Origin of the sequence: Meridianimaribacter flavus, from assembly GCF_004366715.1 — a bacterium.
Lineage (GTDB): Bacteria > Bacteroidota > Bacteroidia > Flavobacteriales > Flavobacteriaceae > Gaetbulibacter_B > Gaetbulibacter_B jejuensis.
Window position 1 is genome coordinate 202,227 of record NZ_SOQZ01000004.1, and the last position, 13,940, is coordinate 216,166.

At 33.6% G+C, this 13,940-nt stretch carries 11 protein-coding genes; 2 read left to right on the forward strand and 9 right to left on the reverse strand.

Going from position 1 to position 13,940, the window contains the following annotated elements; translation table 11 throughout:
• Positions 1-246: 246 nt before the first annotated feature.
• The 3 genes from A8975_RS09935 to A8975_RS09945 form a co-directional block, all read right to left on the reverse strand.
• The gene (locus A8975_RS09935; protein ID WP_134200210.1) at positions 247-1,542 is read right to left on the reverse strand and encodes a DUF885 domain-containing protein; all 1,296 of its coding nucleotides are present in this window, start codon (positions 1,540-1,542) and stop codon (positions 247-249) included.
• A 174-nt stretch (positions 1,543-1,716) separates the two neighbouring features.
• Positions 1,717-3,084 (reverse strand): serine aminopeptidase domain-containing protein, encoded by a 1,368-nt coding sequence (locus tag A8975_RS09940; protein ID WP_166667468.1) that lies wholly within the window; start codon positions 3,082-3,084, stop codon positions 1,717-1,719.
• 121 nt (positions 3,085-3,205) lie between these two features.
• Complete coding sequence (locus tag A8975_RS09945) at positions 3,206-4,309, reverse strand: DUF2911 domain-containing protein (protein ID WP_134200214.1); 1,104 nt, start codon at positions 4,307-4,309, stop codon at positions 3,206-3,208.
• 143 nt (positions 4,310-4,452) lie between these two features.
• Between A8975_RS09945 and A8975_RS09950 the strand changes: the two genes are divergently transcribed.
• Positions 4,453-5,442, forward strand: a complete 990-nt coding sequence (locus tag A8975_RS09950; RefSeq protein ID WP_134200216.1) for a helix-turn-helix domain-containing protein — start codon at positions 4,453-4,455, stop codon at positions 5,440-5,442.
• A gap of 230 nt (positions 5,443-5,672) precedes the next feature.
• Here A8975_RS09950 and A8975_RS09955 read toward each other — a convergent pair whose 3' ends face one another.
• Positions 5,673-6,314 carry a DUF6266 family protein gene (locus A8975_RS09955; RefSeq protein ID WP_134200218.1) on the reverse strand — a complete coding sequence of 214 codons (642 nt, stop codon included), beginning with the start codon at positions 6,312-6,314 and terminating at the stop codon, positions 5,673-5,675.
• A 424-nt stretch (positions 6,315-6,738) separates the two neighbouring features.
• On the opposite strand from A8975_RS09955, the gene A8975_RS09960 reads away from it, so the two are divergent.
• On the forward strand, positions 6,739-7,065 hold the full coding sequence (locus A8975_RS09960) for a YegP family protein (RefSeq protein ID WP_134200220.1): 327 nt from the start codon (positions 6,739-6,741) through the stop codon (positions 7,063-7,065).
• A 940-nt stretch (positions 7,066-8,005) separates the two neighbouring features.
• Here the strand turns inward: A8975_RS09960 and A8975_RS09965 are convergent.
• From A8975_RS09965 to A8975_RS09985, 5 genes are all read right to left on the reverse strand, one after another.
• On the reverse strand, positions 8,006-8,449 hold the full coding sequence (locus A8975_RS09965) for a heavy-metal-associated domain-containing protein (protein WP_134200222.1): 444 nt from the start codon (positions 8,447-8,449) through the stop codon (positions 8,006-8,008).
• Positions 8,450-8,526: 77 nt separating this feature from the next.
• Positions 8,527-10,302, reverse strand: a complete 1,776-nt coding sequence (locus A8975_RS09970) for an efflux RND transporter periplasmic adaptor subunit (protein WP_134200224.1) — start codon at positions 10,300-10,302, stop codon at positions 8,527-8,529.
• Positions 10,289-10,774, reverse strand: coding sequence for a DUF305 domain-containing protein (locus tag A8975_RS09975; protein WP_129760632.1), 486 nt, complete (start codon positions 10,772-10,774; stop codon positions 10,289-10,291). The genes A8975_RS09970 and A8975_RS09975 overlap by 14 nt, the downstream gene beginning before the upstream one ends.
• A 17-nt stretch (positions 10,775-10,791) precedes the next feature.
• The gene (locus tag A8975_RS09980) at positions 10,792-13,293 is read right to left on the reverse strand and encodes a heavy metal translocating P-type ATPase (RefSeq protein ID WP_134200226.1); all 2,502 of its coding nucleotides are present in this window, start codon (positions 13,291-13,293) and stop codon (positions 10,792-10,794) included.
• A gap of 76 nt (positions 13,294-13,369) precedes the next feature.
• Positions 13,370-13,879, reverse strand: coding sequence for a helix-turn-helix domain-containing protein (locus tag A8975_RS09985; protein ID WP_243832977.1), 510 nt, complete (start codon positions 13,877-13,879; stop codon positions 13,370-13,372).
• Positions 13,880-13,940 lie beyond the last annotated feature (61 nt).

Sequence of the window (13,940 nt, forward strand, 5' to 3'; positions counted from 1 at the left end):
CCAAAAAGATAAACAATTTTTATTATCGCTAATTCTTTTAGGGGATATTTTGGTTGAATTGCTTTTTAAGTGAGTTGTTTCCCGACACATAAAGTAACGCTACCTGTATTCATTGTCATAGCGAATGTACAATACAAATTTGGTGTAACAGATAATAAGTTAGCTTAAAAATAGAATAAAGAACAATAGATGATAGTACTTATCTAACCAGAATTTAGCCTTCATCCGTACTATAAGTATTTAAAATCAATCACTTTTCAGGTTAAATTCTAAAAGGGAAACAGGTATGTCTCCATACTTCAATAACTCATTATGAAATTTTATATATTCAAAGCCTTCTTTCCTTTTTGCTTCATTCAAAAATTTAAGAAATACATCTGAGCCATACTTATAGGTAATAACCTGTGCAGGCCAGCGTTTCATTCGATTAATTTCTCGCCAGCCAATAGCATCTTGATCTACGATATGCGCTTTCCAAAAAGAAATTGCCTTTTCGTCTGACCAGCCATAATAATTTATACCCACATCTAAAACAACTCTAACAGAGCGTATTAAATCCCATTCCCATTTACCGTATTTATCATAGATGGTTTTATAAACACCTAACTCTTTACCAAAATGTTCCACATAAGCACCCCAACCTTCTACAAAACCAGAGTACCAAAACAATTGCTGTATATCTGTACGTTTTATAATAGCATTAACCATAATTTGGTAATGATGCCCTGGAATGCCTTCATGAATATAAATCCAATCTAACTGACGCTTATTAAAAGGCTGGTCAAAATAATTAAAATAGAATGTGCTATTGTTATAATATGCTGGAACTTGTGAAAGAGACTCATTAGTACCTTGAGTTATATTTACATCAGGTATACTATCAATATATGGGAAAAAATTTGTTGCTTTTTTGGCAACTTCTCTTTTGGTGTTCTCAAATGCTTGCTGAATATCCTCAACATTATGCAAAAAGAATGAAGCATGGTTTAAATATTCTTGAAAGGCTTGCTTTGAAAGTCCAGACCTAACTTGCAAATCTTTCATATTGGACTTAACTTTTTCAATCTCATCTAATCCAAATTGAAACATTTCGTCTGGTGTTACAGTTATATCAACCCATTTTTTCAATAAATAAGCATACCAATTTTTTCCATTCTTAATAGTGTAAATACTCTTTTTATCATCCAACTCAGTTGCATCATCCCATTGTTTTTCCAAAGAGATACGTTCTAAATTCAATGCAACTTCGTAATTCATAATGTGATAATCTAATTGCTGATATTCATTTAAGTTTTTAACATCCACATTAGTTAATTGCTTTGCAACCGTTTTAAAAAAAACCTCCTGCTGAATTATATTTTCAATTGGCTTAATCGACTTTAAATTCTGTACATAATTAGCTTGATGATATGGTATTTGTAATGCGATATAATTCTTTACAAAATCTTTGCGAACAGTTTCAAAGCTTTTATTCTGAGAACATAATAGTTGTGAAACCAATAAAAGAATCACTACACTATGTAATTTACTATACTTCATCATCTCAATCTTCTGTATTAAATTGAACTGTAATTGTTAATGCTATTAAAAGCTGGAGTACTTTTCTTTCTTAATGATACAAACTTTACCTCATTAGATGAATTAGCAACCTATGTGAGTTTAATGAGCTTACCATTATCACACCATATAAAACAATTAGCATCTTTCTTTTTGTTACTATTTAACTTTTGCTTTCATCCATTTAATACTCTCTTTTCCTAACGCGACACTATAATTGTCACGTGCATGTGTCATGTAAGTACCATTTCCTAAAGTTTCGGCGTTATGTTGCATTGAGTCAAAATTTACAAAACCATGGTCAGCTTTCTTAACTACAATAAACTCTCCTTTACCTCCATTTTTATTAACTATATCAGCTATTTTTTCTGCACTTTTTGGACTGATTGCTTGAATATCAAACTCTCCGTACATTGCCAAAACATTGGTCTTTACTTTTGTCCAGGCTTCAGGAATATTAACATCTGCTAAACTTTGCCAAAAATCGAAATGTCGTCCTATGTATTGGTTTTGTCTAAAATTGACTTCATTATCTCTAAAAAAATTGGCATAAGCTTCGTTCTCAAGAATTTCTGAACCTGAAAGTTTATTAATTAAAAAGTCTTCATTAAACTTTAAATTAACCTTATTATCTTCTTTAATTTGAGAATCTGAAACACCAAAATGCTTTGGTTGTATGGTATATAAATCTACCATATAATCGTACCAATTCTGAGCTATGCTTCCATAGGTTAAAATGCCACGAGGTGATTTCATATCGTTTAGAAGTGGAGCAATGACACCTCCCATTGAGTGTCCAAACATAAAGATGTTATCAGTATCTATTGTTTCTTGTTTCAATAAGTCTTTATAACCTTCTTTAAATGCAGTAAGCTCTTCATCAAAACTTATTTGCATACAATGCTTACTGCTCTTACTATCTCCTACGCCTGGTTTTTCAACCCTATAAACTGCAAAACCAGCATTAACCCAATCAGATATTAACTTTTTTGCCGGATTATCATCGGTAGTTGTTTCAACAGTTCCGCAGGTATAACCTTGTAAAAAATACACAACAGGAGCCTTAATTTTATGTTTAGGTGTTACCAGAATACTTCTTAGCACATTACCTTTATAAACCACTTCTCCATAGGTAACATCTCCATTTTCAAAAGTTTCTATAGGTCTACCAAATAAAGCAGTGGATTTAATTTTCTTTGAATTACCTGAATAAAATTCAGCTTCAATGTGATCACCTTCATACAGCTCACTAGTAATTGCCAAAACATCTTGAATTGTTCTAACAGATGACCCATTCAATTTTGTAAGTACATCATCTTGCTTTACTCCTAAATTTGCAAATGTTGAGTTTGGCATAACAGCAGTAATATGCACTCCTGTTTTAACTTTAAAATTGTGCTGCATTGCAATACTGTCGGTTAATGTTTGCATCATAATCCCTAACATACCTTTACGCTTTAATGTTTGAGATTGTAATGTTGTTGAAGCAACTAATACAATGAGAATATATAAATATTTAATTTTCATGTTTAAACTTGTTGTTATATTGATTATCATATTAAAAATGGGAGAGATTTATCTTGATGAGAAGCAACCAGCAAACTTCCTTTAATTTTACAAACTCTTCCTATTTCATTCAAAGATTTCTTCAGCTTCTTGGTAATTTGTAAGTGTTATTTTCAATTTCGATAATAATTTCCTTTAATCGCGATTGAAATTGTTCTGGTGTTGTATTTAGTGCTTTTCTTACATCTTTTAAGGCCGCTTTCTTATTGTTCAAGAAATATTGACTAAGCCCTCTATTTAACTCTAAAAACCACGTATCAGGATTTGATTTAAGTGAAATGTTACAATACTCTAATGCGTCCTGATAAAAACCATTTTGAAGCAAGAATCTGCTAAAACCATTTGCCTCATAAACTGTAGCATTCAATTGCTTTGCTTCTGCTATAGTCGTTTTGGCTTCTTCAGTTTTGTTCAACTTTGTTAACAATCTGATCTTTGTTGAGATATTTGTTAAATTCTTATCTGCTGCAAAACCTCCATAACCGCCATTTATGGAACGATTAACCCACTGCAGTGCTTCTTCTAAATTGGTGTTATGTTCTAAACACCATGATGCGGCATCATTCCATGACTGCCAATGATACGTGTTAATACCTCGTAATTCACTTCTAAAACTTTCCACAACAGTTGTATTTAAATCAACTTCTACAGTAAACGGAATTCGTTTTTCTCCCCATTCCAATCCGATAACCAATGTGTTTTCAGTTCGATTTAAAAACTCGTAGTCAAGTTGTTCTGACTTCGGACAAGATTCCGATGGTACAGAAATCCGAAGGCTAACATCATTTTCTACATCTAAATAATAACTTCCCCATTGGTCATAATTGTGTGCGAATAATAAATCATAGGTGTCACCTTTAGGTATTATATGGAATCCATATTTACCAGATTTTAATAATTTACCTTCAATTTTCACATCTGTACTAAATTCAATAACAGTTGCCATATTAGCTCCTGCTCTCCATGGAATAGGATTACCTTGCTGTGGAATGATACCTGAGTTGTTCCAAACATCCCTACCTTTTAATGCTGGACTACTATAATCTATTGTGATTTTTGTGACTCCAAGCATTTGGCTCTCTTGAATCTTAGGGCTGGTTTGAGGTATACTTAAAGTGTGAAATTGCGCATATAGACTTATGGTGCACAACAATGTAATAGCTGAAAATACAAACGATTTATTCATTTTTAGTTTTTTTAAAATTTTAAGCTAAACTATGCTGATAAAGGTTGTTTAATCTCCTAATTCGTGAAATGTGGAGATATTTTTATGAGGATTTTAACAGAATCATTTGAAATCGAATAAATATATTTGTAAAAAAAGGTAGGATGGACACATCAATAGCGTTAATAGTTTTTTCAAGTATTGCAGTTACTTCCTGTGTCTTTTTGGCTAGTTATTTTTTGTTTATTAGGAAAGAATCCAAACTACAAGATTTGACTTTAGGACTGTTGTTCATAGCTATTGCGCTAAGAATTTTAAAGTCTATTTTTTATTATGTCTTACCAGAAATTTCGCCTATTGGAACTGCTTTAGGCTTTTTAGGTTTTGCTCTTATTGGACCTTTGACTTTTACTTATCTTTCGCTTAACAAAAACAATCATAAAATCTTAAAACCAATTCTATTATTGCATGTTTTATTCCCAGTGATTGGTTTTGTTATCATACTCATCAATAGCAATTTTGCCTATGATATGTATTTATTAGCAAACGTTAGTTTTGCTACCTATCTGGTAATATCTGCTATTACATTCATTTCAAAACCAAAAGAAAATAATTTAACCCAATGGCATAAAGCTTTGTTTTATGGTTTAGTAGCTTTATCAGCAGTATTGATTTATCAGCTTTTAGGAGAAACAATTTCTGCATATGCAACAGGTATTGCTCTTTCTTCAATAGTTATTTACTTTTTATTTTTCTATGCATTACAATCGCCTTCAGTTGTAAAAAAATCAAGTTCTAAAGTTATACCAGAAAAAATGATAAGAAAAATTACAAAGGCAATGGAAGACGACAAGATTTATTATCAACCTGGTATCACATTAGCACAATTTGCTGAAGCGATTGATGCTCCTAATTACTTAGTTTCTAGAGCTACAAAAAAAATATATAACAAAAGTTTCCCTGAAGTCATCAATAGTTTTAGAATTAAAGCTGTGAGAGATAAACTATCACAACCTGAATTCATGAACGAAAAAATTGAAGATCTCGCTTACGATGTAGGATTTAATACCTCTTCTGCTTTTTACAATGCCTTTAAAAAAGAAGTCGCTATGACACCTAGAGAATATCAAACCTCAATTATGACTAAGAATTAGAGCAAATAAAGTACTTTCAGGACTTTATAAATGTTGACAACACTATTACTTCCCGATACAATATTTAACTTTTCTTTATAATAAAGGGTTTATCGTGTTTGGGCAACAAATAGGATACAAAAAACTCATAAAAAGAGTAAAACAAGAGCAATCATTAATAAATTCATTTACGAATATAGCATAAAAAAACCGCTCGATTTGAGCGGTTTTCAAATAAAAGCACCAAGCTATTAATTGGCTATCCCAGAGCCTAAATAAGTACTGTTTGATACTTGGCTACCATCGGCAGTTATAAATGCCATAAATAGCTCTACAGTATCTCCTGCGTAGGTTGTTGGTATTGCAACAATTTGAGTTCCTACTGTTCTGTCTGCTCCATCTGTTAAAGAAATAGATTCTTTCTTTGATGGATTGTAAACCAATAACATTGCTTTATCGGTAGCATTGGCGTTACCTTCAGCAGAGTTATCATCCCAGTTAAAAGTTACCTCTCCAGCTGTTGCAAGATCTGTAGAAGGGTTCAAAGCAGCTGATAAACCTCCCCTACTTACTAATGCGGTTGCATAATCCACCTCAAAGTCTGGTTCGACTCCTGTAATGGCATTATTCAACACATAAGACATCGCAGCATTAAATGCTGTTTTCTTCACTGCTAAAAACTTATATCCTTTTTGGATGAATGGTTTTACAGCCTGAATAAATTCTAAAGTCACAGTAAACTTGGTTCTTTGGTTTACCTGACCTACTGTTCTTGGATTGGCTACACTTGAAGGTTTAATTCTGATGTAGTCAATACCTTTCCAGCTTCCACCGATAATGTTTCCAACCTTACCGGAAAGCCCTCCTAAAATTCCTTGAGCAATTTTACCCATAACATAAATGATTTAAATGAAACTTACTTTTCTTCGGACTTGGTACGGACTTGACACGAAGTTGTACATTCCGTTGAAATATATGGCAACTTTTATGCTATTCGTTAGATATGGATTTTGTTGCTTTAGATTGCTTCCTTTTGCATCAGAAATAAAAAAATGAATATTTTTTTTACAAAGAAAAAGAGAAAAAAGAAAGCCGTTTCTTTGATGGCGTTGACATACTGTCAAGTTTTTTGGAAAAAATATTGCTGATGGAAAGGGTTTTGAAATTTGCGCCTTACCAAAGGTGCAAGATTTTTTTCAAAACCCGTAGGGCTTGAACTTTATAGTATGATGAGCGTAGGATGAAGGTAGCCATCTATCTTTGCAATCTTTTTTTTCCTTTTCCGTATATTTAAGGATAATTATAAATAAAAGCATTATGGCAAAATTTGAAGTATATCAAGATGCTCGAAATGAGTATCGTTTTAGGTTAAAAGCTAACAATGGTCAAACCATATTAGCAAGTGAAGGTTATTCAGCAAAAGCTGGTTGTATGAATGGTATTGAATCTGTTCGGAAAAATTCGCAAGATGATAGTAAATTCGATAGAAAAATATCAAGTAATGGTAAACATTATTTCAATTTAAAAGCCAGTAATGGACAAGTGATTGGGACCAGTGAAATGTATGAGTCTTCCTCTGGAATGGAAAATGGTATAGCTTCTGTTAAAACTAATGCTCCAAATGCTTCTGTTGTGGAAGTTTAAGTTTAAACTAAAATCAACACCATAATAGTAAAGCCCTCTTTTCGAGGGTTTTCTTTTTTCGACAATGTTTCTTTAGCAGGTAATCGCGTAGCGTATGGCGATAGCCATAATAGCGAGCCGCCAGCGAGTTGAGCAAGGGTGGTGTGGGAAAATAGCCCGATAGGGCTACCACACCTACGTTGAAAACGCAAGGGTGGCGCAGGTTTTTGATGCCGGTGGCTTTAGCGTGGGTGTAGCGTGGGAAAGCAAGTGTAACAATTGAATGAAGCTATTGAAGGGTGGCTACCTTTTTTAAATTTTAGCAATTGTGAGTGCTTAACGCTATTTAATTATAAGGATTTAAGTAGATTAAGGAAATTGAGGATTATAAAATTTACTAACGAGCAATTGCCAATTTAAAAATGGGTTGTGTCGTGGCTGAAATAGCTGACTGAATGCGTTACTCTTGCTGTGCGTTTGCAATATAGAATAATCCGCTTTTGGGTTTTAAAATCTATTTAATCAGCTATTAAAGCGGTTTTAAAAGTATGCGCATACTTCAAATTTCTTGAAGCGGTTATTGTATATGCAAAATGGCTGCCTTCAAAAACTGTGACACCCTGATTAGCCCGCAGCGAACAGCAGGCGAGCCAAATTATTAAGCAGCGGTTGTACCCCAATTTATGTTTTGTGTGCCACGAGCACACACCTTATTGGGGTTTGGGGTGCAAGAGTAGCTGCGGGTGAGGAAGTTGTGTAGTGTGTGAAGTAAAGCAAATACATAGTGCTAACGAGGATGTGTCACCGCAGTAGTGCTATGTATGGTAAGCACCAATGCAACGCATTTGTGATTATGCTTTATGGAACAAAATGGAACAACTGACGAACACCTTATTACCTGCCCTTTTAAAATTAAAATGTAAAAAAAGAGCCTTCCGAAAAAGACTCTTAAATTATTTGCTTAATGATCGTGATTTGAATGGACATCACTTTTCATTTCACCAGATTGATTCATCATCATTTCGTGATCGTATTGGCAACAACCAGGTAAATTTTTATAGGCTTCTTCATTTCCTGCTACTTTTTCAGTATCATACCCTGAAGCTGCGATTGCATTATGAATTGCCATTGCATCTGTTTTGGTATCATCAAAAGAAACATCAATTTTCTTTTTATCAACATCCCAATTGGCACTTGCCACACCTTCTACACTATTGGCTGCTTTTTCAATGGTAGTTTTACACATACCACAATTACCTCTTACGCCAAAAGATAAATCTGTCATTGCGATTTCTTTTGATACTTCCGTTGTTGTAGTTTCTTCAACTTTTTTAGTTTCGTTTTTACAACTTGTTAATCCCATAGCTACTATTACAGCTACACTTAAAATTACTTTTTTACTCATAATTTCCATTTTTTTTAATTTGTTTTCGTGAATCTTCGATTTCATTGTTTAAAAATTTAATTATTATCTGTGTTTATTTATTCTATTGTTTGTTTAACCTCACCACATTTAAGCATTGCATCACCAAAATATGGATTCAAGATTTGTTCTTCTTTACTTAACCAATAGGCTCCGTTATTGTTATCTGCCATAGGGCAAAATTCTACATATACCTTTTCATTTACACCAAATATTTGAACCGCTTTTATTAAATGTGATGATAAATGTTTAAAATGGTCTCTTTGTGATTTTATATCGGACGTTTCAGAAATTGAAGTTGCAGAAGATTTTATTTCATCTACTAATGGCATCCAATGATTGTGCGCTTCATCTTTAAGCAATTTCATATCTACCCTACTCAAATTTGATAGTAAAGATGATGCATTTTGTGAACTACCTTTTGAGTCTTCTTTTACTAAAGCATCTTTTAAATTGATGTAATCATTGTATATCTCTTTTAATTGCTCTTGAAATTTCTCTGATACTTTTAAGCGTTCATTCATATTAGTATGGTCACTTTCTTTTTTTGATGTATTATTATCCATACCTAAATGACCTTCGTGACCTGTCATTGTTTTACCACCTTGCTTGTTCATCATTGACTTTTTGCCCTGTAGTTGTGCAGCAGCATCCACCGTAAACGTTCCGTTGGTAACAATTTCATTTCCTGTAAATAATCCCTCTAATACCTCATAATTATCACCGATTTTATTACCTAAAGCCACTTCTTTCAATTCAAAAACAGGTTCGTTTGGATTTGCTTTGAGATAGACTACAGAGCGTTCGCCTGTCCAGAGTACTGCTGATGATGGAATTGTCAACACTCCATTTCTATCAGTTTGAGTACTTTTAATTTCTGCGGTCACAAACATTCCTGGTTTAAATATATCATCGGTATTATTAAGAACTACTCGTAAGGTTACAGTACGTGTTTTTGTGTTTAAAACAGGGTTTATAAAATCTACTGTGCCTTTAAACTGTTTATTAGGATAAGCATTTGTTGATACGGAAACTTCTTGCCCTTTTTTGAATTGTTCAATTTGATTTTCATACACATCAAAATTTGCCCAAACCGTATTGAGATTAGCAATTTTCAACAAAGGCTGACCTTGCTTAATATAATCGCCTTGTTCCACTAATTTTTCAGTCACCGTGCCTGAAACGGTAGCATACACAGGGAAATTTTCAATGACTTTTCCAGAGGATTCAATTTGGTTGATTTGAGTTTCAGACAATTTCCAAAGCTTTAATTTATTACGAACCGCTTTGTATAAAGCAGGTTGCGATGCTTTTAAAGAAGCCGCTGTAATCAATTCTTGTTGAGCTGCATATAATTCTGGTGAATAGATTGTTGCCAACAATTGACCTTTACGTACTTCTTCACCTGTAAAACTGATATTCAACCGTTCAATTCTACCAGAAAAATAACTCACTTGTACTGCATTTGCTTCTTCATTTTCAGCTATTTTACCCGATAGTTTGATGATTCCATTTTCTGCTGAACCATTACCTACAATTGTAGTTTGAATGTTTGCTAAAGCCATTGCATTAGCTGTTAATTTAAACTGGTCTGCTGTTAATCCATCTGCACCAGCCTCGGCAGGAATTAAGTCCATTCCACAAATGGGACAATCGCCTGGTTCTGGTTGCATAATTTGTGGATGCATAGAGCAAGTCCACATTTGATTAGTTTGTGCAACTTCATTGTGATTATGGTCTGCTTCTTCTTTTGATGAACCGCCAAATAGCAACCAACCTAATAATAAACCAACTGCTAATATTCCTAAATAGATTAGTATCTTATTTGTTTTCATTTTCTAATCGTTTTATCATTGCTTTCATTTCTTCTATTTCCTTGCGTTGTGCTTCAATAATATCTTCTGCCAGTTTTTTTACTTCTGGGTCTTGAATATCTGCCCTTTCACTTGTTAAAATAGCGATAGAGTGATGAGGAATCATTGCTTTCATCCAAAGGACATCACCAATAATTGGTGCTTGTGCTCTTACTAACCCTAAAGCCCCTATAAACAGAATAAAACTACCTGCAAGAATTGCTATATTTTTCTTTCTATCATTATACATTTTTCGCATAAAAAACCACATTATTACTGCCATTGCTGAAATACCCAAGCAAGTCATATAGAATCTTGTTAAACTAAAATACACGTGGTCTATTGAATAGGTATTTAAATACATTGTAATGTACATTGCTACAAATGAGCAAGCCAACATTATAAAGAAGGTTTTATAGTTTCCTTTGTTTGAGTGTTCTTTTGAATTTTCCATATTATTTAATTTTATGGTTATACTTTAATTGTTCTTAATCGTAATGCATTACCTATAACTGAAACAGAACTAAAACTCATTGCTAAAGCTGCAATCATTGGTGATAATAAAATTCCAAAAAATGGAAATAACACACCTGCCGCTATAGGAACGCCCAATGTGTTATAGATAAGTGCAAAAAATAGGTTTTGTTTAATGTTCTTCATTACTGCACTACTTAAATGACGAGCTTTAACTATACCGTGTAAATCACCTTTTACCAATGTAATCATAGCACTTTCAATAGCGACATCTGTTCCTGTACCCATTGCAATACCTACATCACTTTTTGCCAATGCAGGTGCATCGTTGATACCATCGCCTGCCATAGCAACCACTTTACCATTGTTTTGAAGTTTCTCGACTTCTTTTAATTTATCTTCGGGTAACATACTCGCTTTAAAATCTGCCAGATTCAACTCTGATGCTACCGCTTGGGCTGTATCGTGATTATCTCCTGTAAGCATTATCACATCAACACCATTATTTTGCAGTTCTTTTATAGCTTTTGCACTGGTATATTTGATTTTATCACCTATAACTACATAACCAACCACTTTTTTATCGATAGCTAAATATGAGACTGTTTTCCCTTGTTTTTGATAGGTTTTAGCTTCTTCCTTCATTTTAGAGGTGATTTCAGCATTTGCGTATTCCATCATTTTTGGATTACCTAAAGCCACTTTTTTATTATCAATTTCAGCTTCTACGCCCTTTCCTGTAACTGCACTAAAATTGGCAGATTTTAAAATTTCAGCATTAAGTTCTTTACCATATTTTACTGTTGCTTCTGCTAATGGATGTTCACTGTTGGTATTTAACGAGACGATGTATTGAAGTACCTTTTTGTCGTTATAATTATCACTAAAAGAACCTACGGTTTCAACTGTGGGTTTACCTTCTGTTATAGTTCCTGTTTTATCTACAATAAGGGTATTTACCTTATTCATTTTTTCTAATGCTTCTGCATTTTTAATCAATACACCATTTTGAGCACCTTTACCCACACCAACCATAACTGACATTGGTGTTGCCAAACCTAAAGCACAAGGACAAGCAATAATTAATACTGCGATGGCATTAACAAACGCATATACATAGGCTGGTTCTGGCCCCCAAATACCCCAAACAATAAAAGTGATAACAGAAATAATGACTACCACAGGTACGAAGTAACCCGATACTTTATCTGCAAGATTTTGAATAGGGGCACGACTTCTACTAGCATCGTTTACCATATGTATGATTTGGGAAAGTAATGTGTCGCTACCTACTTTTTCCGCTTTCATCAAAAAGGCTTGGTTGCCATTTATTGTACCGCTACTGACTTTATCTTCTTTAACCTTATTAACTGGGATAGGTTCACCAGTAATCATTGATTCGTCAATACTGGTTTCTCCCTCTGTAATAATACCATCAACAGGGATTTTATCACCTGGTTTTACTTTAAGAATATCGTTAAGTTCTATCTTGTCAATACTCACTTCAACCTCTTCACCATCAACTATTTTTATAGCTTTGTTAGGTGCTAATTTCAGTAATTCTTTTACAGCGGAATTGGTTTTACTATGCGCACGAGCTTCCAATAATTGACCTAACAATACCAAGGTTAAAATAACTGTTGCCGCCTCAAAATACACGTGAACTGCTCCCGATTCGGTTTTAAACTCATTGGGGAACACATCAGGAAATACCATACCTACCACACTAAATAACCACGCTACACCTGCACCTATACCAATAAGTGTAAACATATTGAGGTTCCACGTTTTTATACTTCGATAAGCACGTTCAAAAAACATCCAAGTTGCATAAAATACCACTGGAATGGATAAAACGAATTGTACCCAATTCCAATATTTCTGTTGCATTATATTGTATAAAGGATTGTTATTAAGCATTTCGCTCATTGCTATTAAGAAAATAGGCAAAGTAAAGGCTGTTGCTATCCAAAATTTTTTCAATAGTTTTTTATAGGTCTTTTCTTCAGCAGAAAGGTCTGGTTGCATTGGTACTAAATCCATACCGCAAATAGGGCAAGAACCCGCTTCATCTTTTACGATTTCTGGATGCATTGGACACGTCCATTGCTCTTTTTGCGATGTAGAAATATTTTGTTCTTCAACCAAATCCATACCGCATACAGGACAATCACCTGGTTTGTCGTAGGTTTTATCACCCTCGCAATGCATTGGGCAATAAAATGTGCCTGTTCCTTTGCCTTTTGGGGTTTTCTCCGTTTTAGGTTTTGAATGGTGATGATGTTCACCTTGATTATGGATACTATATCTACCACCATCATCTTTTAAAGCCTTTTGAAAGGATTCTAAAGAAATATGCTGTTCCATTTCTATAATGGCTTCGGCTTTTTCTAAATTAACCGATGCCTTTGAAACACCTTTTACTTTTGAAAGTGTTTCTTCAACGTGACTGCGACAACCGTTACAAGTCATTCCGTGTATATGATATGTATGTTTCATTGTTTTCATATTTTAAAGTTAACCCACAAAACTACCTTTCACTTGCCAGTATGGTTTTCCTAATATTGGATAATATTTATACAATTTGGTCTAATGGTTTTCTGCTATCAATTTGTAGGTTTTTAAAATCAGTCATAGACATTCCCGTTACTTGCTTAAACTGTTTTGCCAAATGGCTACTGTTTTTATAATTGAGACTATATGCTATTTCTGAAAAATTCAGCTCTTGCAACTGGATATATTCCTTAACCTTTTCAATTTTTAGGTTGATAAAGTATTTTTCTAATGTTATACCTTCTGACTTACTGAAGGTTTTACTCAATATGGAATAGCTCTTGCCCATTTCACTTTCAAGTTTAGCGAGTATAACATTTGTATCGTTCTTTTCTATGTGTTCAATAAGATTCACCTTAATCTTTTCAACCAATGCTTTTGTAGGGTCTTTAATCAATTCAAAACCTAGAACATTTAAATTCTTTTCAAATTTTAAATAATCATTATTTGGATTTTCTTTAACTGTTATTTTTCCAAGTTGGATAGCTTCTACTTCAAAACCTTCATCATTTAAAAGTTTAAGAATTGACATTTTACAGCGATTACAAACCATATTTTTTATAAATAATGTATGTGTCATTGCCAAAAAGGTT

Coding starts and splice junctions, on each gene's coding strand:
- A8975_RS09935 (WP_134200210.1), bottom strand. CDS start 1,542: ATGATGAAGTATAGTAAATTACATAGTGTAGTGATTCTTTTATTGGTT.
- A8975_RS09940 (WP_166667468.1), bottom strand. CDS start 3,084: ATGAAAATTAAATATTTATATATTCTCATTGTATTAGTTGCTTCAACA.
- A8975_RS09945 (WP_134200214.1), bottom strand. CDS start 4,309: ATGAATAAATCGTTTGTATTTTCAGCTATTACATTGTTGTGCACCATA.
- A8975_RS09950 (WP_134200216.1), top strand. CDS start 4,453: ATGGACACATCAATAGCGTTAATAGTTTTTTCAAGTATTGCAGTTACT.
- A8975_RS09955 (WP_134200218.1), bottom strand. CDS start 6,314: ATGGGTAAAATTGCTCAAGGAATTTTAGGAGGGCTTTCCGGTAAGGTT.
- A8975_RS09960 (WP_134200220.1), top strand. CDS start 6,739: ATGGCAAAATTTGAAGTATATCAAGATGCTCGAAATGAGTATCGTTTT.
- A8975_RS09965 (WP_134200222.1), bottom strand. CDS start 8,449: ATGAGTAAAAAAGTAATTTTAAGTGTAGCTGTAATAGTAGCTATGGGA.
- A8975_RS09970 (WP_134200224.1), bottom strand. CDS start 10,302: ATGAAAACAAATAAGATACTAATCTATTTAGGAATATTAGCAGTTGGT.
- A8975_RS09975 (WP_129760632.1), bottom strand. CDS start 10,774: ATGGAAAATTCAAAAGAACACTCAAACAAAGGAAACTATAAAACCTTC.
- A8975_RS09980 (WP_134200226.1), bottom strand. CDS start 13,293: ATGAAACATACATATCATATACACGGAATGACTTGTAACGGTTGTCGC.
- A8975_RS09985 (WP_243832977.1), bottom strand. CDS start 13,879: ATGTCAATTCTTAAACTTTTAAATGATGAAGGTTTTGAAGTAGAAGCT.